This window comes from Piscinibacter defluvii, from assembly GCF_004011805.1.
Taxonomy (GTDB): domain Bacteria; phylum Pseudomonadota; class Gammaproteobacteria; order Burkholderiales; family Burkholderiaceae_C; genus Piscinibacter; species Piscinibacter defluvii.
Genome location: NZ_RCHJ01000013.1, coordinates 134,182 through 156,687, shown reverse-complemented (window position 1 = coordinate 156,687; position 22,506 = coordinate 134,182). Strand labels below are relative to the sequence as shown.

The following is a 22,506-nucleotide window of genomic DNA, read 5'->3' as shown; positions in this document are numbered from 1 at the left end:
ATGAGCCTCACGCGACGTGCCCTCCTCCTCGCCGCCGGCGCCGCCGGCGTCGCGCAGGCCGCCCCTTACACCGCCGACGGCCCGGCCCGCCCGCGCGCCGGCGCGTTGCGCGGCACGCTGCTCGACGTCACCACCGCCGGCACGCGCCTGGTGGCCGTGGGCGAGCGCGGTCACGTGCTGCTGTCCGACGACCAGGGCCAGACCTGGCGCCAGGCCAAGGACGTGCCCACACGCACCACGCTGACCTGCGTGCACGCCGCCGACGTGAAGACGCTCTGGGCCGCCGGCCACGGCGGCCTGATCCTGCGCTCGGCCGACGCCGGCGAGACCTGGTCGGTGGCAGCCGGCCGGGCCGACGGCCCCGACGTGCTGCTGTCGATCCGCGTCGAGCCCGGCGGCCGCGGCCTGGCGGTGGGGGGCTTCGGCATCGCACTCGAGACACGCGACGGCGGCACCACCTGGGCGCCGGCCGTGCTGGTCGACGGCGAAGCCGGCGAGCGCCACCTGAACCGCATCGTCGTCTCCGCCGCCGGCACCTGGCTGATCGCCGCCGAGGGCGGCCTGGTGCTGCGCCAGGGCACGGCCGGGGAGGCCTGGCAGCCCGTCAAGACGCCCTACCACGGCTCGCTGTGGGGCGGCACCGCGCTGGGCGAGCTGCTGGTGGCCTGCGGCATGCGCGGCAACCTGGTGACCAGCCGCGACGAGGGGCGCAGCTGGGCCCACCAGGCGGTGCCCGAGGCCGGTTCGTTCACCGCCGCGGTGGCCTTGCCCGAGGGGCGTGCCGCCCTGGTGGGCGTGGACGGCACGCTCGCCGTCGCCGAGCCGGGCTTCGCGAAACTCCGCTTCCGCCGCCTGGACGACCGGGCGACACTGACCGCCGCCGCTGCCCTGCCCTCGGGCACGCTGGTGGTGGCCACCCAGGCCGGCATGCGGCTCGTCGACCCGCGCGTCTGACTCCAGGAGTACCCATGGCGCAGATCTACCGTCACGAATCCCGCGATGTCGACGACCAGGCCCAGGCCCTGAACGACTGGGAGCAGGCCTACGAGCAGCTCGGCTGCGGGCGCTTCCGCGGATCGTGCTGGCAGATGGTGATGGACCAGGGCGTGCTGCTGCGCGAATCGACCAACCGCCCGCTGGCCGAGCACATCGTCCCGCCGAAGGACCATCTCGTGATCGCCGTGCCGCTGGCCGTGGAGCCCGGCTCGGTGTTCGCCGGCCGCCCGCTGGAGCGAGAGTCGCTGCTGGTGCTGTCCGACCGCGAGCAGTACGACCTGGTGTCCGCCGGCGAACTCGACATCGTCGGGCTGTCGGTGCACCGCGATACGCTGGCCGGCACGCTGGCGCCGTCCAAGATCGAGTGGCTGGAGCAGGCCGGCCGCGAGCGCAACCTGGAGCTGACGCCGGAGGTCGCCGCGGCGATCCGCCACATGCTGCTGGCGGTGTGCGACGGCGCCGAGCGCGAGATCGACTCGCTGGCGCAGGACGCCAACGAATCCACGCTGCTGTCGGCCACGCTGACGCAGGCGGTGGTGCTGGCGATGCGCGGCGACCGCGGCGAGGCGGCCTCGTCCATCCCGCGCCGCGCCGACACGCGGCTGCGCGTGGTCAAGCGCGCGGTCGAGTTCATGCGCGCCAACCTGGCCAACGACATCGGCGTGCCCGACATCTGCAACGCCGCCTGCGCCAGCCGGCGCACGCTGCAGTACTGCTTCGAGGAGTTCATGCACACCACGCCGCAGGCCTACCTGCGGGCGCTGCGCCTGAACGAGGCACGCCGTGCGCTCAAGCTGCGCGCCGACCAGCCCATCACCGAGGTGGCCACGCTGCTGGGCTTCAGCAGCGCGAGCCACTTCACGCGCCACTACAAGCTGATGTTCGACGAGCTGCCCTCCGAGACCCTGCGCGTCAACGCGGGGGCGCCGTTCAGCCTCTGACGGAGACACCCATGACCGCGCCTTCCACCGACCGCCGTCCGATCGGCGGGCTCTCGCACGTCCGCGGTCCGGTCGACGTGCCGCTGTCCGACACCACGGTGCACGACCTGCTGGCTCAGGCGGCCGGCCGCTGGCCGGAGCGCGACGCGGCCGTGTTCGTGGCCCAGGGCGTGCGCTGGACCTGGGCGCAGCTGCGCGCCGAGGTCGAGGCCGCGGCGGCGGGGCTGGCGCGGCTCGGCGTGGCCAAGGGCGACCGGGTCGGCATCTGGTCGCCCAACCGCAGCGAGTGGCTGGTGACGCAGTTCGCCACCGCGCGGCTGGGCGCCATCCTGGTCAACATCAACCCGGCCTACCGGCTCTCGGAGCTGGAGTACGCGCTGAACAAGGCCGGCGTGAGCGTGCTGGTCAGTGCCGCCGCCTTCAAGACCAGCAACTACCTCGGCATGCTGCAGAACCTGGGCGTGGATGCGAGCGGCCGCAGCCCGCGCCTGCCCGCGCTGCGCCACGTGGTGCGCCTGGGCGAGGAGGCCACCGCGGGCATGCTGAACTGGCCCGCGCTGTGCGAGCGGCAGGCCGGCGCGGCACCGCTGCAGGTGCCGGCGCTGCACTGCCACGAGCCGATCAACATCCAGTTCACCAGCGGCACCACCGGCGCGCCCAAGGGCGCCACGCTGACGCACCACAACATCGTCAACAACGCGATCGCGGTGGCACGCTGCATGCGCCTGGGGCCGGAGGATGCGCTGTGCATCCCGGTGCCGCTGTACCACTGCTTCGGCATGGTGCTGGCGGTGCTGGCCTGCGTGTCGGCCGGCGCCCGCATGGTGTTCCCGGGCGAGGGCTTCGACGCCCGCGCCACGCTCGCGGCGGTGGAGCGCGAGCGCTGCACCGCTTTGCACGGCGTGCCGACGATGTTCATCGCCGAGCTCGACCACCCCGAGTTCCGCCTGTTCGACCTGGCCAGCCTGCGCACCGGCATCATGGCCGGCGCGCCCTGCCCGATCGAGGTGATGCGCCGCGTGCAGGCCGACATGCACATGCACGAGGTCACCATCGCCTACGGCATGACCGAGACCAGCCCGGTCTCGTTCCAGAGCGCGACCGACGACCCGCTCGAAAAGCGCGTCACCACCGTCGGCCGGGTGCTGCCGCACCTGGAGGTGAAGATCGTCGACCTCGACGGCAACACCGTGCCCGTGGGCGAGAAGGGCGAGCTGTGCACACGCGGCTACTCGGTGATGCAGGGCTACTGGGACGACCCGGAGCGCACCGCCGACGCGATCCGCGACGGCTGGATGCACACCGGCGACCTCGCCACCCTCGACGCCGAGGGCTACTGCAACATCGTCGGCCGGGTGAAGGACATGGTGATCCGCGGCGGCGAGAACGTCTACCCGCGCGAGGTGGAGGAGTTCCTGTTCCGCCACCCGAAGATCGCCGCGGTGCAGGTGTTCGGCGTGCCCGATGCGCGCTACGGCGAGGAGCTGTGCGCCTGGATCATCACGCGGCCCGACACCGCCTGCACCGAGGACGAGGTGCGCGACTTCTGCCGCGACCAGATCGCGCACTACAAAGTGCCGCGCTACATCCGCTTCGTCGACGAGCTGCCGGTCACGGTGACCGGCAAGCCGCAGAAGTTCCTGATGCGCGAGGCGATGGTGCGCGAGCTCGGGCTGAGCGCCGCGGCCACCGCCTGAGGCGGCCGGGCGGCGCTACTTCGCCGCCGGCTGCAGCTCGGTGACGATGTACTTCGAGCCGTCCTTGACGGCCTTGAAGCGGATCCTGTCGCCGGCCTTGACGCGCTCGAGCACGGTCTTGTCCTGCACGCCGAAGACCATCGTCATCGGCGGCATGTCGAGGTTGCGGATCTCGCCGTGCTCGAGCGTCAGCGTGGCGGCGGACTTGTCGACGCGGCGCACCTTGGCATCGGCGTAGTCGTCGGCGCTCCAGGCGCTCAGGCTCGCCAGCGCGAGCAGCGTGATGGACAGCAGCTTCTTCATCGGGGTTCCAGCCAAGGGTCAACGGTAGGACGCGAACACGCGGGTGCGGCCGTCGGCCTGCACCAGCAGCACGTCGTAGGGGTCGCGCTGGCCGCCGTACTCGGGGCCGTCCATGCCGGGCGAGCCGATCGGCATGCCCGGCACCGCGAGGCCGACGGCCTGCGGACGCTCCTTCAGCAGGCGCTGCACCTCGCGCGCGGGCACGTGGCCCTCGATCGCATAGCCGCCGATCAGCGCGGTGTGGCACGAGCCGAGCGGCGCCGGCATCTTCAGTCGGCCGCGGATCGCGGTGTTGCCGGTCTCGTGAACGGTCAGCGCGAAGCCCGCGGCCTGCATGTGCGCGATCCAGTCCTTGCAGCAGCCGCAGCTCGGGCTCTTCCAGATCTCGCCTTGCACGGCGGGCGCTGCCGCGGCCGGCAGCGCCAGCGCCACGCCGGCCAGCAGCAGGCTGCGGCGGGTGACGGGGGTGGTCTTCATCTCAGAAACTCCTTCATGCAATGGCCAGCTCGACCATCAGCCGGCCCGCCGGACGGCGCGGCCTCCGGTGGCATGGCCGCAATGTAGCGGAGCACCGGGGCGCCGGATTGACGCGGGACAGCCGAGAGCCGCGAAGCATCCCCCTTTCCACCATGGCAAGGTCAAGGCCCGCGTCGGCGACCCTCGTGTCGTTGTGGCCGGGAGCGACACGGCGTCGGGCTAGCATGCCGCCGTGACAGCGCCCACCCGCTCCTCGTTCCGCGGCAACAAGGCCGCCCTGCCGAGCAAGCCCTGCATGGCCTGCGGCCGCCCGATGAGCTGGCGGCGCCGCTGGGCGCGCCACTGGGACGAGGTGAAGTACTGCTCCGACGCCTGCCGGCGCGCCAGGGCGCCCCGTGGCTGAGCTGCGCCACCTGGTGCTCGTGCTGGGCGACCAGCTCGACCCGGACGCCGCCGCGTTCGACGCGTTCGACCCCGCGCAGGACGCCGTCTGGATGGCGGAGGTGGCCGAGGAATCGACCCATGTCTGGTCGAGCCAGGCGCGCATCGCGCTGTTCCTGGCCGCGATGCGGCACTTTGCGCATGCCCTGCGCGCCGCTGGCCGGCCGCTGCACCACATGCGCCTGGACGACCCGGCCAACCGCGGCAGCCTGGCCGCGCAACTGCACGCCGATCTCGAGCGGCTGCGCCCGGCCGCGCTGGTGATGACGGCGCCGGGCGACTGGCGCGTGCTGCAGGCCATCAAGGACGTCGCCACGGCCCGCGGCCTGCCGCTGGAGGTCCGCGAGGACCGCCACTTCTACGGCAGCGTGCGCGAGTTCGCCGCCCATGCCCGCGGCCGCAAGGCGCTGCGCATGGAGTACTTCTACCGCGAGATGCGGCAACGCCACCGCGTGCTGATGGACGGCGACCGGCCCGCCGGCGGGCAGTGGAACTTCGACGCCGACAACCGCGCGGCCTTCGGCGACGCCGGCCCGGGCCGCGTGCCGCCACGCACGGTGTTCGAGCCGGACGCCACCACACGCGAGGTGTTGGCGCTGGTCGCACGGCGCTTTGCCGGCCATCCCGGCCGGCTCGAGGGCTTCGGCTGGCCGGTGACGCGTGCGCAGGCCCTCGTCGCCCTGCAGCGTTTCGTCGCCGAGCGGCTGCCCCTGTTCGGCCGCTACCAGGACGCGATGTGGCCCGGCGAGCCCTGGCTCTACCACGCCCACCTGTCCGCCGCGCTCAACCTGAAGCTGCTGAACCCGCGCGAGGTGGTCGACGCCGCGGTGGCGGCCTGGCGCGCCGGCGCTGCGCCGATCGAGAGCGTCGAAGGCTTCGTGCGCCAGATCCTCGGCTGGCGCGAGTACGTGCGCGGCATCTACTGGACGCGCATGCCGGCCTACGCCGGGCTGAACGCGCTGGACGCGCAGCAGGATCTGCCCGCCTGGTACTGGAGCGGCGACACCACGATGGCCTGCCTGCGCGACGCGCTGGTGCAGACGCTCGCGCACGGCTACGCCCACCACATCCAGCGCCTGATGGTCACGGGCCTGTTCGCGCTGCTGTACGGCGTGCAGCCGCAGCAGGTGCATGCGTGGTACCTGGCGGTGTACGTCGACGCGGTCGAATGGGTCGAGCTGCCCAACACGCTGGGCATGAGCCAGTACGCCGACGACGGGCTGATGGCCAGCAAGCCCTACGCGGCCACCGGCAAGTACATCCAGCGCATGAGCCCGCACTGCCGCGGCTGCCGTTTCGACCCGGCGCAGCGCAGCGGCGCGACGGCCTGCCCGTTCACCACGCTGTACTGGGACTTCCTGCTGCGCCACGAGGCCCGGCTGGCCGCCAACCCGCGCATGGTGATGCAGGTGAGGAACGTGGCGCGGCTGGACGAGGCGCAGCGCGAGGCGGTGCGCGCGCGCGCCGCCGCCATCCGCCGCGGCGAGGTGGCCTGAGCCGGGCCACGCCGCCCACCCGTCCGGATCACGCACGACCTGCAGCTGGCATACCATGCGCGCTGCGCCCGCAGCCCGGACAGGACACCGCTTGAAGCTCGCTACCTGGAACGTCAACTCGCTCGCGGTTCGATTGCCGCAACTGCTGGACTGGCTGTCCGCCAACCCGGTGGACGCCATTGCGCTGCAGGAAACCAAGCTCACCGACGACAAGTTTCCGGCCGCCGAGCTGCAGGCGGCCGGCTACCAGGCCCAGTGCTTCGGCCAGAAGACCTACAACGGCGTGGCACTGCTCGCGCGCAGCCCGATCGAGGCCGTGGTGCGCAACATCCCCGGCTTCGCCGACGAGCAGGCCCGCGTGATCGCCGGCAGCGTGTCCGGCGTGCGCGTGATCGGCTGCTACTTCCCGAACGGACAGGCGCCCGGCAGCGACAAGTTCGCCTACAAGATGCGCTGGATGGACGCTCTGCGCGACTGGGTGCGCGCCGAGCTCGCGCAGCACCCGCGGCTGGTGCTGCTGGGCGACTACAACATCGCCCCCGAGGATCGCGACGTGTACGACCCGGTGGCCTGGGCCGGCCAGATCCATTGCACCCCCGAGGAGCGCGAGCATTTCCGCCAGCTCGTCGCGCTCGGCCTGCACGATGCGTTCCGCCTGTTCGAGCAGCCGCCCAAGAGCTGGAGCTGGTGGGACTACCGCAACCTCGCGTTCCGCAAGAACCAGGGCCTGCGCATCGACCACATCCTGGTCAGCGAGGCGCTGAAGCCGCGTGTCAGCGCCTGCACGATCGACAAGCTGCCGCGCAAGAACGAGCGGCCGAGCGACCACGCGCCGGTGGTGGTCGAGTTCGGCGACTGAGGCGGCGCGGCGACCCGGCCGCCTCGACCGTCAGGCGACGAAGACGTAGTCCGCGAGCGTCGTCGTCGTGCCGCTGACCAGCGCGAGCTGGGTCAGCTCGGCGGCCGAGACGGTCGCATCGGCGCCGGACGCGGTGAACAGGTAGAGCGCCGACTGCGTGCCGTTGTCGACCACGAACAGCCGCGTGTCGCCGGCCGCGAACGCGCTGCTGGCCGAGCCGATGGTGGCGGCCGCCTTGGCGGCGTCGATGCTGCCGACGATGTTCGTCGTGAACAGCACCAGCTCGGCGGCCTTCGCGAAGCCGGGGGTCGCGTCGACCGCGCCGCCCTCGACCAGCAGGTCGCCGTCGCCGACCTTGATGCCCGCCATGCTGATGCGGAAGGTGTCGTCGACGGCGCTGAAGTCGGTCACACGGTCGGTGCCGACCTTGCTCGTGAAGACGAACAGGTCGCGGCCCGTGCCGCCGGTCAAGGTGTCGTTGCCGACACCGCCGATCAGCTGGTCGTTGCCATCCTGGCCGCGCAGCACGTCGTTGCCCGAACCGCCGTCCAGGGTGTCGTTGCCGATGCCGCCGGACAGGGTGTCGTTGCCGCCCAGCCCGCTGAGCCGGTTGGCCGCGTTGTTGCCGGTCACGGTGTTCGCCAGGGCATTGCCGGCGCCGTTGGTCGCCGCGTTGCCCGTCAGCGTGAGGCGCTCGAGGTTGGCGCCCAGGGTCCGGCTGACGGAACTGAGCACGGTGTCGATCTCGGTGGCGAGCGTGCCGGTCTCGCTGACCACATCGCCGGCCGCGTCCACGACGTAGGTGTCGTTGCCCGAGCCTCCGACCATCGAGTCGACGCCCGTGCCGCCTTCGAGCCTGTCGCTGCCCGCGCTGCCGAACAGCGTGTCGTTGCCGGCATTGCCGAGCAGCGAGTCGTTGCCCTCGTTGCCGACGATGCGGTCGTTTCCCGCGGCGCCGTCGATCGTGTCGTTGCCGGCCAGTCCGTCGTAGACGTCGTTGCCCGACGAGCCGACCAGCGAGTCGTTGTTCGCGGTGGCCGGGGTGATCACGAAGATGTCGCTGACCTTGTGCCCGGCGACATCCGTGGCGATGACACGGACGGACAGGGGCACCAGCGCCACGCCGGCCGGGGGGGTGCCGGTGAACGTCTGGGTATGTCCGTTGAAGCTGAGCCAGCTGGGCAACGGATCACCGTTGGCCAGGGTCGCGCTCAGCAGCACCTGGTCGCCGACATCGGCGTCCACGAAGGTACCGTTGGGGACCTTGAAGTTGATCGCCACCCCTGCCCGGGCCGACAGATCGGCGATCGGGTTCGCCAGCGTGGGCGCGCTGCTGGTGCCTTGCACCACCGTCAGTGCGGTGATGTTGGTCGTGCCGACGAAGTTGTCGGCCAGCGTCAGGGCCGACGCATTGACGTTCTTCAGCAGCAGCACCGTCTTCCAGGCGTAGGTATTGCCGGCCAGCCCGTCGGCATCGACCTGCAGCGCGGTGTCGGCACCCTGCTGCACGAGGCGCAGGTGGCCCAGGCGCGGATCGAACGGGTCGTCGGTGCCCGCCAGGCCGCTCAGCCAGATGCGCACGCTGGAGAGGTCGATCACGTCGCCGCCCGCCCCCGCCTGGAAGTCGAGGGCGCGGATCAGGCTGTCGCTCCAGTTCTGGTTCGGCGGCTGGTAGGTGGCCACGTAGGTGTCGACACCCGTGCCGCCCGTCATGTTGACCACCGAGGCGTAGGCCAGCGCAATCGAGCCGAACGTGTCGTTGCCGGCACCGCCTTGGAAGGTGAAGGTACCTCGGCCGGAGGCCGTCAGCCGGTCGTTGCCCTCGCCGCCCTGGATGAGGTCGATGCCGCCGTCGTAGGTGGTGATGTTGTCGTCACCGCTGCCGCCGATCAGCGTGTCGTTGCCGGCGCTGCCGCGCAATTCGTCGTTGCCGGCCCCGCCGTCGAGGTAGTTGGCGGCCCCGACGACATCCAGGCCGGCGATGAGCCGGTCGTTGCCGTCGCCGCCGAGGATCGTGTCGTTCCCGTCGCCGCCCCACAGGTCGTCGTTGCCGGTGCCTCCGTCCAGTGTGTCGTTTCCGCCGAGGCCCTCGAGCGTGTCGTTGCCCCCCGCGCCGCTGAGGCTGTCCTCGAAGCTGCCGCCCTGGTACGAGTTGGGGTTGTCGTCGCCGACGATCGTCGCCATTCATCCACTCCTGCTGGTTCGCGTCGATGCCTGAACAAACGATATCGGGTGCGGTCGATACGCACGATGGGGGCATCGCGCAGGCGCACCACTCATTCGAGTGGGTAGCTCGGTCAGCGGTGCAGCCGGAACGGCAACGCACCGCGGCGGTGCGGTCGGCGCCGTGTCGACGGCCCGCGACTCAGTCGTCCAGCCCGAGTTCCTGGATCTTGCGCGTGATGGTGTTGCGCCCGATGCCGAGCTTCTGCGCCGCCTCGATGCGGCGGCCGCGCGTGATCTCGAGCGCGGTGTGGATCAGCTGCGCCTCGAACTTGCGCGTCAGCACGTCCCACACCTCGGGCGCCCCGGCCTGCAGCAGGCCGCGCGCCTCCTGCTCGAGGCCGCCGAGCCACCCGCTGCCCGGCGCCGGCGCCACCGCCCCGGGCATCGGCGCGGTGCTGTCGGCCGGGCCGCCCGCCGGCACCGCGGGCAGGGCCGGCATGGCCTCCGCGACTGCCGGTCGGGCCACGGCCTCGGCCATCAGCTCGGGCGGCAGGTCCTTCGGCTCGATCACTTGCGCCGGCGCCATCACCGTGAGCCAGTGGCAGATGTTCTCGAGCTGGCGCACGTTGCCGGGGAAGTCGAACTGCATCAGCCGCGCCAGCGCCGCGTCGGTGATGCGCTTGGCCTCGACACCCAGCTCGCGTGCGCTCTTCTGCAGGAAGAAACGCGCCAGCGCCGGCACGTCCTCGCGCCGCTCGCGCAGCGCCGGCAGGCGCAGCCGGATCACGTTCAGGCGGTGGAACAGGTCCTCGCGGAACACGCCCTGGCGCACCCGCTCCTCGAGGTTCTGGTGCGTGGCCGCGATCACCCGCACGTTGGCGCGCATCGGGCTGTGGCCACCGACTCGGTAGAACTGCCCATCGCTGAGCACGCGCAGCAGGCGCGTCTGCAGGTCGAAGGGCATGTCCCCGATCTCGTCGAGGAACAGCGTGCCGCCGTCGGCCTGCTCGAAGCGGCCGCGGCGCGTGGTCTGCGCGCCGGTGAAGGCGCCGCGCTCGTGGCCGAACAGTTCGCTCTCGAGCAGGTCCTTCGGGATGGCCGCGGTGTTGATCGCGACGAAGGGGCCGTTGGCTCGCGGGCTGTGCTTGTGCAGCGCCTGCGCGACGAGTTCCTTGCCGGTACCGGACTCGCCGGTGATCAGGACCGTCACCACGCTCTGGCTCAGGCGGCCGATGGCGCGGAACACGTCCTGCATGGCCGGCGCCTGGCCGAGCATCTCGGGCATCGTGGCTTGGGCCGCGTCGCGCACCTCCTCGCGCAGGCTCTCGTCGACCGCGCGGCGGATCAGCTCGACGGCCTTGGGCACGTCGAAGGGCTTGGGCAGGTACTCGAAGGCGCCGCCCTGGAAGGCGCTGACCGCGCTGTCCAGGTCGGAGTAGGCGGTCATGATGATGACCGGCAGCCCCGGGTGCAGCGCCTTGACCTTGGCCAGCAGCTCGATGCCCGAGCCGCCGGGCATGCGGATGTCGGAGACGAGCACCTGGGGCTCGTCGTCCTCCATCGCGGCGAGCACGTCGCGCGGGTTGGTGAAGCTGCGCACCGCGAGGTCCTCGCGTGCGAGGGCCTTCTCCAGCACGAAGCGGATGGATTGGTCGTCGTCAACGATCCAGATGGGTTTCATGCGCCTGCGGATGATCCCCGATGCTCCGGCCCGTGCGACGGGGCCGCTCTCAGGGAAGTGGGATCACGATCTTGAACAACGTCCTGCCCGGCTCGCTCTCGCATTCGATCGTGCCCTGGTGTTGCTGCACGAAGGTCTGCGCCAGCGTGAGCCCGAGGCCCGATCCGCCTTCGCGCCCCGAGACCAGCGGGTAGAAGATGCGATCGCGAATCGACTCAGGCACACCCGGACCGTTGTCCTCGATATGCAATTCCAGTGCCAGACGATAGCGCTGCTTGCCGATCGTCACCTGCCGCGCGATGCGCGTGCGCAGCGTGATGCGCGCGTCACCGCCGGCGATGCGCTCGGCGAGCGCCTGCGCGGCGTTGTGGGCGATGTTCAGCACCGCCTGGATCAGCTGCTCGCGGTCGCCGCGGAAGTCGGGGATCGAGACGTCGTAGTCGCGCTCGACCGCCAGCCCGCGCGGGAACTCGGCCAGGATCAGCGAGCGCACCCGCTCGCAGACCTCGTGGATGTTCACGTCGCTCACCACGTGCGGCTTGCGGTGCGGCGCGAGCAGCCGGTCGACCAGCGCCTGCAGCCGGTCGGCCTCGTGGATGATGACCTGCGTGTATTCGGTCAGCGTGCGCGAGTGGCCTTCCATCTCGAGCAGTTGCGCCGCGCCGCGGATGCCGCCCAGCGGGTTCTTGATCTCGTGCGCGAGGTTGCGGATCAGCTCCTTGGTGGCCTGCGCCTGGCCGAGCGCCCGTTCCTCGCGGTCCTGGCGCGTCTGCGCCTCGATCTCGACGAGCTCCACCAGCACGTGCGGCGTGCCGTCCATCTGGTTGATGATCGCGTGCACCGGCAGCGCGTCGCCGCCGCCCGGGCCGGGCCGGCGCAGCTGCGCCTCGAGCCGGCTGGTGGCGAATTCGTTGCGCGCCACCGCGGCGACCGTGTCGCGCAGCATGTCGGCTTCGACGAACCACTGGAACACCGTGCCGCGCTGCACGCTGCGGCGCGACAGGCCGAGCACGTTCTCGAACGAGGCATTGGCGAACACGCAGCGCCCGTCGGGCGTGACCACCGCCACCATGGTGGCGAGGTGGTCGAAGGCCGCGTAGGCGGTGGCCGGGTCGGCCGGTCGCGACCCGCCGAGTGCCGCGGGAAGCGCCGGCAGCTTCATCACGGCGCCGGCGGCAGCTTGGCCAGTTCGCGGCGCAGCGCGGCGACGTCGCTTTCCTTGCGCGCGATCGCGGCCTTCATCTCGGCCACGCGGTCGAGGTACTTCTGGTAGTTGCGCTCGTCGCCGCGGCGCTCGGGCTCGCCGTTGTTGTATTCCTTCTGCAGCGCGGCCAGCGCGTCCTCTTCCTTCTTCAGCTCGGTCTCGAGGATGCGGCGCGCATCGCCGTCGCGGGCGCGCTGGGCGGCCGGGTCGATCTTCGAATCGGCCGGGCGCGGGCCGCTGGCGGTGGGCACCGGCGTGCCCTGGCGCGGCCGGGGGCCCTGGATCACGGTGACCGGCGCCCCCTCGAGCAGCTTGCAGCCCTTCTCCTTGGCCTCGGCGGCGCTGATCGAATCGGTGTAGAGCACCGGCGGCCCGGGGCAGCGGTAGACGGCCGAGTTGGCCTGCTGCGCGGCGGCCAGCGTCGGCCACAGCGCGATGGCCGCGAGCGACGCGAGGGTCAGGGAACGCGAGAGGTGCATGAATCAGGCTCCTGGCCCGAGCAACGCCGCAGCAGCCTGCGGCGCCGACAGGGCCGGGCCGATTGTCGCCCAGCGGCCGTGCACCGATCCGCAAAGATGCACCAAGAAAAAAGGACGGCCGCAGCCGTCCTCTCCTTCCCGCGTGTGAAAGGTCACAGCGAGTAGTACATGTCGAACTCGCACGGGTGCGTCGTCATGCGGAAGCGGGTCACCTCCTGCATCTTCAGCTCGATGTAGGCGTCGATGTAGGCATCGGTGAACACGCCGCCCTTGGTCAGGAACGCGCGGCCCTTGTCGAGGTACTCGAGGGCCTGGTCCAGGCTGTGGCAGACGGTCGGGATCTTCGCGTCCTCTTCCGGCGGCAGGTGGTACAGGTCCTTGGTGGCGGCCTCGCCCGGGTGGATCTTGTTCTCGACGCCGTCCAGGCCCGCCATCAGCAGCGCGGCGAAGCCCAGGTACGGGTTGCACAGGGGATCCGGAAAACGCGCCTCGATGCGGCGGCCCTTCGGGTTGGCCACGTACGGGATGCGGATCGAGGCCGAGCGGTTCTTGGCCGAATAGGCCAGCTTCACCGGGGCTTCGAAGCCGGGCACCAGGCGCTTGTAGCTGTTCGTGCCGGGGTTGGTGATCGCGTTCAGCGCACGGGCGTGCTTGATGATGCCGCCGATGTAGTACAGCGCGAACTCGGACAGGCCGCCGTAGCCGTCGCCGGCGAACAGGTTCTTGCCGTCCTTCCACACCGACTGGTGCACGTGCATGCCGCTGCCGTTGTCACCGACGATGGGCTTGGGCATGAAGGTCGCAGTCTTGCCGTAGGCGTGCGCGACGTTGTGGATCACGTACTTCTGCAGCTGCAGCCAGTCGGCACGCTGCACCAGCGTGCTGAACTTCGTGCCCAGCTCGTTCTGGCCCGGGGCCGCCACCTCGTGGTGGTGCACCTCGACCGGGATGCCCAGCGACTCGAGGATCAGGCACATCTCGGAGCGCATGTCCTGGAAGCTGTCGACCGGCGGCACCGGGAAGTAGCCGCCCTTGACGGCCGGGCGGTGGCCCATGTTGCCGCCTTCGAAGTCTTTGCCGGTGCTCCAGGGCGCCTCTTCGGAGTCGACCTTGACGAAGCAGCCGGACATGTCCACGCCCCACTTCACCTGGTCGAAGATGAAGAACTCGGGCTCCGGGCCGAAGTAGGCCGCGTCGCCGATGCCGCTGGCCTTGAGGTAGGCCTCGGCGCGCTTGGCCAGCGAGCGCGGATCGCGCTCGTAGGGCTTGCCGTCACCCGGCTCGAGCACGTCGCAGGTCAGGATCAGCGTCGGCTCTTCGTAGAACGGGTCGATGTTGGCGGTGTTCGGGTCCGGCATCAGCAGCATGTCCGACGCCTCGATGCCCTTCCAGCCGGCGATCGACGAGCCGTCGAAGGCATGGCCCGCGGTGAACTTGTCTTCGTCGAACGCGGACACCGGCACGGACACGTGCTGTTCCTTGCCACGGGTGTCGGTGAAGCGGAAGTCGACGAACTTGACTTCGTTCTCCTTCACCATCTTCATCACGTCGGCGACGGTCTTGGCTGCCATCAAGAATTCTCCTGGCTGGGGTGCTTTTGAGAGTGGTGGGTGCGTGGGGCAATGGCCCCGGTGGGCGCGCAGGAATGTAGCAGAAAGCATGCCCGAGACCGGGGCACGGCAGGGCCTCGAAGCCTCCCTTCGTGGTGCATCTCGGCGCACCACGATCGAGCAATGCAAGGGAATATCAGCGCACCATTTCGGGGCCGAGTTCGACGTCCAGCGCGCGCAGGCCCGCCAGCAGGTCATCGAACGCGCCGGCCAGCGCCGCCTCGGCACCCTTGACGCCGAGCTCGATGTGACGACCCCATTGCGGATGGTCGACGCTCGGCAGGCTGAACACCTTGACGTCCGGGAAACGTGCCTCGATCGCCTCCATCAGCGGCGTCAGCGTGGCCTCCATGCTGCCCATCACGATCACCGAGCGCTCGCGCAGCGTCACTGCGCGGTGCTGCGCGCGGCAATGGGTGTCGAGCACCCATTCGATCATTGGCCAGGCCATCACCGGGAAACCCGGCACGAAGAACACCCCGCCGCCGCTGGCGGCATCGACGAGCGAGAAGCCGGGGATCTTGTTGTACGGGTTCGGGATGATCTGCGCGCCCTGCGGGAACACGCCCATGTTGAGGCGGTGCACGTTGTCGGCGCGGTCGGGGTCGAAGGGCTTGCCCTGCTCGGCGGCCACGTCGCGCATGCGTTCGAGGATCAGATCCTTCGCGCGCGGGTGCAGCTCGAGCGGCACGTCCAGCGCCGCGGCCGCGCATTGACGGGTGTGGTCGTCCGGCGTCGCGCCGATGCCGCCGCAGGAGAACACCACGTCGCCCCGGCGCGCGGCGGCGAAGGCGTCGCGCAGGTCGGCGGTGATGCGCTCGCGCACGTCGCCCACGTAGCGCGCCCAGGCCAGCGACAGGCCACGCGCGTTGAGCAGGTCGATCACCTTCGGCAGGTGCTTGTCCTCGCGCTTGCCCGAAAGAATCTCGTCGCCGACGATGATGAGTCCGAAGTTCATGGCGGGGGCAGCAGGGCCGCGTCCGGCACGGCCGGCAGCGGCGGGTTGACGGGCAGCGGCGCGTCGGCCGCACGGCGCACCTGCAGCGCCGCCAGGCAGTAGTGCGCGAACCAGAGCGACGCGAAGGCGAAGATCAGCGTGTAGATCCAGATCGCCACCGGCACCAGCACCGGCGCGAGGGCCACGAACATCACGCCCGAGGCCCAGACGATGCCCGGCGCCGCGCCGAGGAAGCCGGCCAGCACGCCCATGCCCAGCAGGCTCCAGCGGCGCTCGCGCACGATCGCCAGGCGCTCCTCGCGGCTGGCGTGCTCGGCCAGCACGTCGTAGCTGAGCACGCGGTAGGTCAGCCAGCCCCAGATCAGCGGCGGCAGCACCAGCGCCAGCGGCGGGATCAGCCAGAACGGCACCGACACCACCAGCGCCAGCAGCGCCACCAGGGTGGCCACGAACGCGCCCAGCGCGCCGGTCCACAGCGACCCGCCGCGCCGGCGCTCGAGCTGCGGGAAGCGCCGCTCGGCCACGAGGCTGAGCATCGCCGGCGTCATCAGCACCGAGACCACCAGCAGCGCGACGATCACGATCACCGGCGTGGCCAGGAACACCACGATCAGCGGCGCCAGCGCCGCCTTCAACCCGGCCAGGCCGAAGCGCTCCAGCCACTGGAAGAAGGCGGTCAGCAGGTCCCAGCTGTCGAGCGTCTGGTTGACGCTGTCCAGCGCCGCGTCCCAGAACAGGTACCCCAGTCCGAGCGCCGCGGTGACCATCAGCACCAGCGGCAGCAGCGACAGCGCGATCACCCGCGGGTGCAGGCAGTAGGCCGCCGCGCGCCAGAACGCGTCGAGAAGCTCCTTCATCGACGCGGATTTTCGGCTATCGCAGGTTTCCCGTGTGCCCGAGCGAATAGCGGCCCGGTTGCGGCCAGACCGTCAGGCCGTGCGGCTCGGCGCCGACCTTGACCTGCCTGACCTCGCCGCTGGCGGTGTCGAAGCGGTAGATCACGTCGTCGTAGCGCGCCGCCAGCCACAGGTGCCTGCCGTCGGCACTGACGTTGCCCATGTCCGGGCTGCCGCCGCCGGGCACGCCCCAGCGCGCCACCACCTTCTCGGTGGCGAAGTCGATCACCGAGACCGAGCCGTCGCCGTTCCTCGGCCCGTGGATCCGGTGCGAGCCGCGGTTGGCCACGTAGAGCTTCGTGCCGTCGCGGCTCGGGTACAGGCCATGCGCGCCCAGGCCGGTGGGGATGAAGCCGACCTTGGTGAACGACGCGCCGTCGACCACGTGCACGCCGTCGGCGTGCATGTCGGCGATGTAGAAGCGCCGGCCGTCGGGCGAGCTGCGGATGTCCTGCGGCATGCCGCGCTCGACCGTGCAGACCTCGGTGGGCCCCGGCTCCCAGGCCTTGCGCGGCTCGCCGCGCGGCGCCTTCACCTCCTTGAAGCGCGTGCTGGGCATCGTGAGCTTCAGGTAACCCAGCACCTTGCGCTCGACCAGGTCGATCTTCACCAGCGATCCGGTGAACTCGCAGGTGAAGATCGCGTAGCGCCCGTCGATCGCGAAGTCGGCGTGGTTCACGCCCGGGCAGTCCGGCACGTCGATCGAGTACTGCATCGCCATGGTCTTCGGGTCGCGGAAGTCGAGCCGCTTGCGCGCCTCGGCCACCACGATCGCGGACTTGCCGTCCGGCGTGAAGTACATGTTGTACGGGTCGTCGACCATCACCGCCTTGCCGGGCTTGCCGGTCTTCGGGTCGATCGGCGTCAGGCTGCCGTCGGTGCGGCCCTCGGCGTTGTTGGTCACCCACAGGGTGCGCAGGTCCCACGACGGCACGATGTGCTGCGGGCCGATGCCGACCCGGAAGCGGTCCACCACCTTCATGGCCTGCGGGTCGACGACGTAGACGTCGCCGGAGCGCAGGTTGGGCACGTAGATGCGCTCCAGGTCCCCCTTGACCACCTCGCTGAACCTGCCGGTCTCGCTGTACAGGTTGGACGCCACCGGCACCGGCGGCATGCCCGGCAGTGCCACGTTCACGGTGCGCGGCGCCGGTGCCGAGGCCGCCGTCCCCTGGGCCGCGGACGGCCCCGCCAGGACGGCCAGCACGGCCGCCAACGCCCACCCCGCCGCCGGCGGCCCCACGCGCCGCAGCGCTCCCTCACTCGTCGTCATGCCGAACCTTCTTGTCGAAAACGTCTCACTGCCCACGCAAGCGCGCGCGGATCGCCGCCACGGAGGCCGTCACGACCTGCTCGAGCCCCAGTTGCCCGAGTTCAACGCTGGAACGGCGCGGATCGCCGACAACGCCCTCGCCCGGACCGGTCTGCGCCAGGCGCTCGCTGCGCACCAGTGCCGGGTCGGCGGCCAGGGCCAGCGAGGTGTCGGCGAGACCGGCATGGCTGCCGATCTCCTCGGCACGGTAGCCGCGCGCCGCGAGCGCCGCGACGTACGCGCCCTGGGTCGCACGATAGTAGTCGAGCAGCGCGTGCACCCGGCAGCCGGCCGGCCGCCCCGGACGCGCCGCGACACGTTCGATGCTTTTCAGATACCCGCCGTGGTCCGGCAGCAACACCACGTCGCGAAAACCGGCCCGGCACAGGCTGCGTGCGCTGCCGTCGAGCAGCGCCTCGAAGGCCGGCTCGGGGATGGAGATCGTGCCGGGCCAGCGCATGTGCGCCTGCGGCGGCTCGATGCTGCCCTCGGGCACGTAGGCCAGCACCGGCGCGACGATCGCGTTGCCGAGTTCGCGCGCGATGCGACCGGCCAGCACGCGCACGCGCACGTTGTGCTTGCCCAGCACCATGTGCGGGCCGTTCTGTTCGGTGCCGCCCAGGGGCACCAGGGCCACGGTGGCGCCGCCGGCGACGCGCTCGCGCAGCTCGGTCCAGGTGAGCTGCTCGAGCTCGACCGGCGGCGCCGCGCCGGCCGAGGCGGCGGCCAGCACCAGCGCCGCGGCGGCGAGGACCTTATTCGTCGTCGCCCCCGAGCACGCCACCGAGCAGGCCGCCGCCGGCGATGCCGCCGAGCACCGAACCCTCCTCGCGGCTGCCGCCGCGCTGCGGCGCGGCCGCGAACACGCGCGAGGCCAGGCGCGAGAACGGCAGGCTCTGCAGCCACACCGTGCCCGGGCCGGTGATCTTGGCGAAGAACAGGCCCTCGCCGCCGAACAGCGCGGTCTTGATCTTGCCGACGAACTGGATCTCGAAGTTGACGCTGGGCGTGAAGGCCACCACGCAGCCGGTGTCGATCAGCAGCGTCTGGCCGGGCTGCAGGTCGCGCTTGAGCACGGTGCCGCCGGCGTGCACGAAGGCCAGGCCGTTGCCCTCGAGCTTCTGCATGATGAAGCCCTCGCCGCCGAAGAAGCCGACCGAGAGTTTCTGCTGGAAGTAGATGCCCAGCGACACCCCGCGCGCGGCGCACAGGAACGAGTCCTTCTGGCAGATCAGCGTGCCGCCGAGCTTGGACAGGTCCATCGGCAGGATCTTGCCGGGGTACGGCGCGGCGAAGGCGACACGCTGCTTGCCCGGCGCCTGGTTGGAGTAGACCGTCGTGAACAGCGACTCGCCGGTGATCAGCCGCTTGCCGGCGCCCAGCAGCTTGCCGAAGAAGCCGCCGCCCTGGTTCTGCGAGCCGTCGCCGAACACCGTGTCCATCGCGATGCCCGCATCCATGAACATCAGGCTGCCGGCCTCGCCGACGGCGGCCTCTCCGGGGTCGAGCTCGACCTCGACGAACTGCATCTCCGAGCCCTTGATCTCGAAGTCGACCACGTCCATAGCCATCCCTTGCACTCCTAGGCAGATGTGAAGCGGCCGGGATGGTACCCAAAAGCAATGCCCGCACGGCGATAGACTGATCACATGCCCGCCACCGACCTCGCGGCCCCCGACACCCCTGCCGACGACAGCCCGCGCCCCGGCGACGCCTACGTGCAGTCGTTCGCGCGCGGGCTGGCGGTGATCCGCTCGTTCTCGGCCCAGCATCCGCAGCAGACGCTGACGGAAGTGGCGCAGCGCACCGGGCTGACCCGCGCCGGCGCGCGGCGCATCCTGCTCACGCTCGAATCGCTCGGCTACGTCAGCAGCCACGGCCGCCAGTTCAGCCTGACGGCGCGCATCCTCGACCTCGGCTTCGCCTACCTGTCCTCGCTGCCGCTGTGGAACCTGGCCGAGCCGGTGATGGAGGCGCTGGTCGCCGAGCTGAAGGAGTCCTGCTCAGCCGCGGTGCTCGACGGTGCGGACATCGTCTACGTGCTGCGCGTGCCGACCCACAAGATCATGAGCATCACGCTGGGCATCGGCAGCCGGCTGCCGGCCACGGCCACGTCGATGGGCCGGGTGCTGCTGGCCGAACTGGCTCCCGAGGCCATCGACGCCCTGCTGCGCCAGCGCCCGCTGGCCGCCCACACCCCGCGCACGATCACCGACCGCGTCCGCTTCGCTCAGGAACTCGCACGCGTGCGCGAACAGGGCTGGTGCCTGGTGGACCAGGAGCTCGAGGAAGGCCTGGTCTCGCTCGCGGTGCCGATCCGCGACCGCGCCGGCCGCGTGATCGCGGCGATGAACGTCAGCGGCCAGGTGCTGCGCACGCCGCCGGCGACGATGGTGGAACGGTTCCTGCCCAGGCTGCAGGAGGCGGCCCTGCGCATCTCGCAGCTGCTGCAGATGAAGGCCTGAATGATCCACCTGCTCAACCTGCTCGCCGCGATCGCCCTGCTGGTGTGGAGCACCCACCTGGTGCGCACCGGCATGCTGCGCGCCTTCGGCGAGAACCTGCGCGGCGTGCTGCAGCGCAGCTTCCGCAACCGCTTCAGCGCACTGCTGGCCGGCCTGGGCGTGGCGGCGCTGATGCAGTCGGGCACCGCCACCTGCCTGATCGTCGCCTCCTTCGTCGGCAAGGGGCTGGTCGGCACCGCGCCGGCGCTGGCCGTGATGCTGGGTGCCGACGTCGGCACCGCGCTGATGGCGGTGGTGTTCTCGTTCGACCTGTCCTGGCTCTCGCCGCTGCTGATCTTCGCCGGCGTGGTGATGTTCACGGTGCGCCAGAACACCGTGGTCGGGCGGGTCGGCCGGGTGCTGATCGGCCTCGGGCTGATCACGCTGGCGCTGCAGCTGATCGTCGGCGCGACCAAGCCGCTGACCGAATCGCCGGCGATGCGCGCGCTGATCGTCGCGCTGCCCAACGACATCGTGCTCGACATGCTGGTCGGCGCGGTGCTGACCGTGCTGTCCTACTCCAGCCTGGCGATCGTGCTGCTGACGGCCACGCTGGCCGCCTCGGGCATGCTGCCCACCACCGTGGCGCTCGGGCTGGTGCTGGGCGCCAATCTCGGCAGCGGCGTGCTCGCGCTGCTGGCCACCGGCGGCGCCTCGCCGCAGGTGCGCCGCCTGCCGCTGGGCAACCTGATCTTCAAGATGATCGGCGCGGCGCTCGTGATCCCCTTCGTCGGCCAGATCCACGTGCTGCTGCAGGAGACCGGCGGCGCGGTGCACGAGCAGGTGGTCTGGTTCCACCTGGCGTTCAATGGTGCGCTGGCGCTGCTGCTGATCGGCACCACCGGCCCGGTCGGCCGGCTGGTCGAGAAGCTGCTGCCCGAGCCGACCATGCGCGGCGACTCCACCCGCCCGCGCCACCTCGACCCGGTGGCGCTGGCCACGCCCTCGCTGGCCATCAGCTGCGCGGCGCGCGAGGCGCTGCACCAGGCCGACGTGGTGGAGACCATGCTGCGCGGCATCCTGCCGGTCATCAAGCACAACGACCTGGTGCTCGCCGAGCAGCTGCGCAAGATGGACGACACGGTCGACGAGCTGTACTCGGCGATCAAGTTCTACCTGACGCAGATCTCGCGCGAGGCGCTGTCCGAGCGCGAGAGCCGGCGCTGGACCGACATCCTCTCCTTCACGATCAACATGGAGCAGATCGGCGACGTGATCGAGCGCGTGCTGCAGGACGTGGAGGACAAGAAGATCCGCAAGAACCGCAGCTTCTCCGACGCCGGCCTGGCCGAGATCAGCCACCTGCACGAGCGCCTGCTGGCCAACCTGCGCCTCGGGATGAGCGTGTTCCTCGACGGCCATGTGCGCGACGCCAAGAAGCTGCTCGAGGAGAAGGCGCGCTTCCGCGACCTGGAGCACGAGTACGCCGCCAGCCACATCGGCCGCCTGCGCGAGAACACCGCGCAGAGCATCGAGACCAGCTCGCTGCACCTGGACCTGATCAGCGACCTCAAGCGCATCAACTCGCACATCTGCTCGATCGCCTACCCGATCCTCGAGACCGCGGGCGTGCTCTCGCAGACGCGCATCCGCCACTCGCGCCTGGCCGCGCTGCCGGACGACACCAACACTTGAGCGCCGCGGTCGTCCTGGCGGTGCTGGCCGGCGCGCTGCTGCACGCGGCCTGGAACGCGCTGATCCGCAGCGGGCACGACAAGGCGCTGGACACCGGGCTGATCCACGCGCTCGGCCTGGTGGTCGCGCTGCCGGTGGTGGCCGTCACCGGGCTGCCGCGGGCCGAGGCCTGGCCCTGGCTGGTGGCTTCCTGGGTCATCCACGTCGGTTACTACATCGCGCTGGCCGGCGCCTACCGGCACGGCGAGCTGGGCCTGACCTACCCGGTGATGCGCGGGCTGGCCCCGCTGCTGGTGGCCGGCGCGAGCGCGCCGCTGATCGGCGAGGCGATCGCGCCGCAGGCCTGGGCCGGCATCGCCGCGGTGTGCCTGGGCGTGGTCGTGGTCGGGCTCTCGCCCGCCGCCGCCGCCGGCCACCGCGGCAAGGCGCTGCGCTACGCGCTGGCCAACGCCGGGATCATCGCGCTCTACACCGTGGTCGACGGCCGCGGCGTGCGCGCCTCGGGCGACGCGCTGTCCTACGTGGCCACGCTGTTCCTGTTCGACGGCGCGCCCTACTTCGCGCTGGTGCTGTGGCAGCGCCGGCACGAGGCGGCGCAGGTGCGTGCCTACCTGGCCGGGCGCTGGAAGCTCGCCCTGCTCGGCGCGCTGGCCTCGTTCGGCTCGTACGGCATCGCGCTGTGGGCCATGACCCGCGCGCCGGTGGCCAGCGTGGCCGCGCTGCGCGAGACCTCGGTGCTGTTCGCCGCGCTGATCGGCACGCTGTGGCTGAAGGAGCGCTTCGGGCCGCAGCGCGCGCTCGGCACGCTGCTGGTCGTGGCCGGCGTGGTGGCGCTGCGGCTCGCCTGAGCC

21 protein-coding genes are annotated in these 22,506 nt (G+C 71.0%); 9 read left to right on the top strand and 12 right to left on the bottom strand.

What is annotated here, in order from left to right; translation table 11 throughout:
- From D9C15_RS20200 to D9C15_RS20190, 3 genes are read left to right on the top strand one after another with little or no spacing between them, the layout of a single operon-like run.
- Positions 1–954 carry a beta propeller repeat protein gene (locus D9C15_RS20200; protein ID WP_128000265.1) on the top strand — a complete coding sequence of 318 codons (954 nt, stop codon included), beginning with the start codon at positions 1–3 and terminating at the stop codon, positions 952–954.
- Between the two features lie 14 nt (positions 955–968).
- On the top strand, positions 969–1,937 hold the full coding sequence (locus D9C15_RS20195) for an AraC family transcriptional regulator (RefSeq protein ID WP_128000264.1): 969 nt from the start codon (positions 969–971) through the stop codon (positions 1,935–1,937).
- An 11-nt stretch (positions 1,938–1,948) separates the two neighbouring features.
- Entirely contained in the window at positions 1,949–3,634 is a 1,686-nt protein-coding gene (locus tag D9C15_RS20190) for an AMP-binding protein (protein WP_128000263.1), read from the top strand.
- A 15-nt stretch (positions 3,635–3,649) separates the two neighbouring features.
- Here D9C15_RS20190 and D9C15_RS20185 read toward each other — a convergent pair whose 3' ends face one another.
- On the bottom strand, positions 3,650–3,937 hold the full coding sequence (locus D9C15_RS20185) for a copper-binding protein (RefSeq protein ID WP_128000262.1): 288 nt from the start codon (positions 3,935–3,937) through the stop codon (positions 3,650–3,652).
- An 18-nt stretch (positions 3,938–3,955) separates the two neighbouring features.
- Positions 3,956–4,414, bottom strand: coding sequence for a DUF411 domain-containing protein (locus tag D9C15_RS20180; RefSeq protein WP_128000261.1), 459 nt, complete (start codon positions 4,412–4,414; stop codon positions 3,956–3,958).
- Positions 4,415–4,646: 232 nt separating this feature from the next.
- Here D9C15_RS20180 and D9C15_RS20175 point away from each other — a divergent pair, with 232 nt between their 5' ends.
- The 3 genes from D9C15_RS20175 to D9C15_RS20165 all read left to right on the top strand — a co-directional run bounded on the left by D9C15_RS20175 (position 4,647) and on the right by D9C15_RS20165 (position 7,210).
- Entirely contained in the window at positions 4,647–4,817 is a 171-nt protein-coding gene (locus D9C15_RS20175) for a DUF2256 domain-containing protein (RefSeq protein ID WP_128000260.1), read from the top strand.
- Positions 4,810–6,351: a cryptochrome/photolyase family protein gene (locus D9C15_RS20170; protein WP_128000259.1), complete on the top strand. Its 1,542-nt coding sequence runs from the start codon at positions 4,810–4,812 to the stop codon at positions 6,349–6,351. The genes D9C15_RS20175 and D9C15_RS20170 overlap by 8 nt, the downstream gene beginning before the upstream one ends.
- 91 nt (positions 6,352–6,442) lie before the next feature.
- Positions 6,443–7,210, top strand: coding sequence for an exodeoxyribonuclease III (locus tag D9C15_RS20165; RefSeq protein ID WP_128000258.1), 768 nt, complete (start codon positions 6,443–6,445; stop codon positions 7,208–7,210).
- A gap of 30 nt (positions 7,211–7,240) precedes the next feature.
- Here the strand turns inward: D9C15_RS20165 and D9C15_RS20160 are convergent, their stop codons facing one another.
- The 10 genes from D9C15_RS20160 to D9C15_RS20115 all read right to left on the bottom strand — a co-directional run bounded on the left by D9C15_RS20160 (position 7,241) and on the right by D9C15_RS20115 (position 19,087).
- A complete protein-coding gene (locus tag D9C15_RS20160; RefSeq protein WP_128000257.1) occupies positions 7,241–9,394 on the bottom strand; it encodes a putative Ig domain-containing protein in 2,154 nt (717 codons plus the stop codon).
- 181 nt (positions 9,395–9,575) lie between these two features.
- Positions 9,576–11,057: a nitrogen regulation protein NR(I) gene (ntrC, locus tag D9C15_RS20155; protein ID WP_128000256.1), complete on the bottom strand. Its 1,482-nt coding sequence runs from the start codon at positions 11,055–11,057 to the stop codon at positions 9,576–9,578.
- A 49-nt stretch (positions 11,058–11,106) separates the two neighbouring features.
- A complete protein-coding gene (gene glnL / locus D9C15_RS20150) occupies positions 11,107–12,219 on the bottom strand; it encodes a nitrogen regulation protein NR(II) (RefSeq protein WP_128000255.1) in 1,113 nt (370 codons plus the stop codon).
- Positions 12,219–12,740: a hypothetical protein gene (locus D9C15_RS20145; RefSeq protein WP_164886793.1), complete on the bottom strand. Its 522-nt coding sequence runs from the start codon at positions 12,738–12,740 to the stop codon at positions 12,219–12,221. The genes glnL and D9C15_RS20145 overlap by 1 nt, the downstream gene beginning before the upstream one ends.
- Positions 12,741–12,892: 152 nt before the next feature.
- Positions 12,893–14,311 carry a type I glutamate--ammonia ligase gene (gene glnA / locus D9C15_RS20140; protein ID WP_128000254.1) on the bottom strand — a complete coding sequence of 473 codons (1,419 nt, stop codon included), beginning with the start codon at positions 14,309–14,311 and terminating at the stop codon, positions 12,893–12,895.
- A gap of 175 nt (positions 14,312–14,486) precedes the next feature.
- A complete protein-coding gene (locus tag D9C15_RS20135; RefSeq protein ID WP_128000253.1) occupies positions 14,487–15,308 on the bottom strand; it encodes a competence/damage-inducible protein A in 822 nt (273 codons plus the stop codon).
- A complete protein-coding gene (locus tag D9C15_RS20130; RefSeq protein ID WP_128000252.1) occupies positions 15,305–16,165 on the bottom strand; it encodes an EI24 domain-containing protein in 861 nt (286 codons plus the stop codon). Before D9C15_RS20130 ends, D9C15_RS20135 begins: the two co-directional genes overlap by 4 nt.
- Positions 16,166–16,181: 16 nt before the next feature.
- A complete protein-coding gene (locus D9C15_RS20125; RefSeq protein WP_375138810.1) occupies positions 16,182–17,477 on the bottom strand; it encodes a YncE family protein in 1,296 nt (431 codons plus the stop codon).
- A gap of 25 nt (positions 17,478–17,502) precedes the next feature.
- Positions 17,503–18,249, bottom strand: coding sequence for a creatininase family protein (locus tag D9C15_RS20120; RefSeq protein WP_240668485.1), 747 nt, complete (start codon positions 18,247–18,249; stop codon positions 17,503–17,505).
- Between the two features lie 22 nt (positions 18,250–18,271).
- Positions 18,272–19,087: a TIGR00266 family protein gene (locus tag D9C15_RS20115; protein ID WP_128000250.1), complete on the bottom strand. Its 816-nt coding sequence runs from the start codon at positions 19,085–19,087 to the stop codon at positions 18,272–18,274.
- Between the two features lie 78 nt (positions 19,088–19,165).
- On the opposite strand from D9C15_RS20115, the gene D9C15_RS20110 reads away from it, so the two are divergent.
- From D9C15_RS20110 to D9C15_RS20100, 3 genes are read left to right on the top strand one after another with little or no spacing between them, the layout of a single operon-like run.
- Positions 19,166–19,981, top strand: coding sequence for an IclR family transcriptional regulator (locus tag D9C15_RS20110; protein WP_128000249.1), 816 nt, complete (start codon positions 19,166–19,168; stop codon positions 19,979–19,981).
- Positions 19,982–21,655, top strand: coding sequence for a Na/Pi cotransporter family protein (locus D9C15_RS20105; RefSeq protein WP_128000248.1), 1,674 nt, complete (start codon positions 19,982–19,984; stop codon positions 21,653–21,655).
- The gene (locus D9C15_RS20100) at positions 21,652–22,503 is read left to right on the top strand and encodes an EamA family transporter (protein ID WP_128000247.1); all 852 of its coding nucleotides are present in this window, start codon (positions 21,652–21,654) and stop codon (positions 22,501–22,503) included. Before D9C15_RS20105 ends, D9C15_RS20100 begins: the two co-directional genes overlap by 4 nt.
- Positions 22,504–22,506: the final 3 nt, after the last annotated feature.

What these genes read in the sequence shown, in the direction of transcription:
- glnA (WP_128000254.1), bottom strand. Translation starts at nt 14,311, where the DNA reads ATGGCAGCCAAGACCGTCGCCGACGTGATGAAGATGGTGAAGGAGAAC.
- ntrC (WP_128000256.1), bottom strand. Translation starts at nt 11,057, where the DNA reads ATGAAACCCATCTGGATCGTTGACGACGACCAATCCATCCGCTTCGTG.
- D9C15_RS20125 (WP_375138810.1), bottom strand. Translation starts at nt 17,477, where the DNA reads ATGACGACGAGTGAGGGAGCGCTGCGGCGCGTGGGGCCGCCGGCGGCG.
- D9C15_RS20180 (WP_128000261.1), bottom strand. Translation starts at nt 4,414, where the DNA reads ATGAAGACCACCCCCGTCACCCGCCGCAGCCTGCTGCTGGCCGGCGTG.
- D9C15_RS20185 (WP_128000262.1), bottom strand. Translation starts at nt 3,937, where the DNA reads ATGAAGAAGCTGCTGTCCATCACGCTGCTCGCGCTGGCGAGCCTGAGC.
- glnL (WP_128000255.1), bottom strand. Translation starts at nt 12,219, where the DNA reads ATGAAGCTGCCGGCGCTTCCCGCGGCACTCGGCGGGTCGCGACCGGCC.
- D9C15_RS20130 (WP_128000252.1), bottom strand. Translation starts at nt 16,165, where the DNA reads ATGAAGGAGCTTCTCGACGCGTTCTGGCGCGCGGCGGCCTACTGCCTG.
- D9C15_RS20195 (WP_128000264.1), top strand. Translation starts at nt 969, where the DNA reads ATGGCGCAGATCTACCGTCACGAATCCCGCGATGTCGACGACCAGGCC.
- D9C15_RS20145 (WP_164886793.1), bottom strand. Translation starts at nt 12,740, where the DNA reads ATGCACCTCTCGCGTTCCCTGACCCTCGCGTCGCTCGCGGCCATCGCG.
- D9C15_RS20190 (WP_128000263.1), top strand. Translation starts at nt 1,949, where the DNA reads ATGACCGCGCCTTCCACCGACCGCCGTCCGATCGGCGGGCTCTCGCAC.
- D9C15_RS20160 (WP_128000257.1), bottom strand. Translation starts at nt 9,394, where the DNA reads ATGGCGACGATCGTCGGCGACGACAACCCCAACTCGTACCAGGGCGGC.
- D9C15_RS20200 (WP_128000265.1), top strand. Translation starts at nt 1, where the DNA reads ATGAGCCTCACGCGACGTGCCCTCCTCCTCGCCGCCGGCGCCGCCGGC.
- D9C15_RS20105 (WP_128000248.1), top strand. Translation starts at nt 19,982, where the DNA reads ATGATCCACCTGCTCAACCTGCTCGCCGCGATCGCCCTGCTGGTGTGG.
- D9C15_RS20110 (WP_128000249.1), top strand. Translation starts at nt 19,166, where the DNA reads ATGCCCGCCACCGACCTCGCGGCCCCCGACACCCCTGCCGACGACAGC.
- D9C15_RS20115 (WP_128000250.1), bottom strand. Translation starts at nt 19,087, where the DNA reads ATGGCTATGGACGTGGTCGACTTCGAGATCAAGGGCTCGGAGATGCAG.
- D9C15_RS20135 (WP_128000253.1), bottom strand. Translation starts at nt 15,308, where the DNA reads ATGAACTTCGGACTCATCATCGTCGGCGACGAGATTCTTTCGGGCAAG.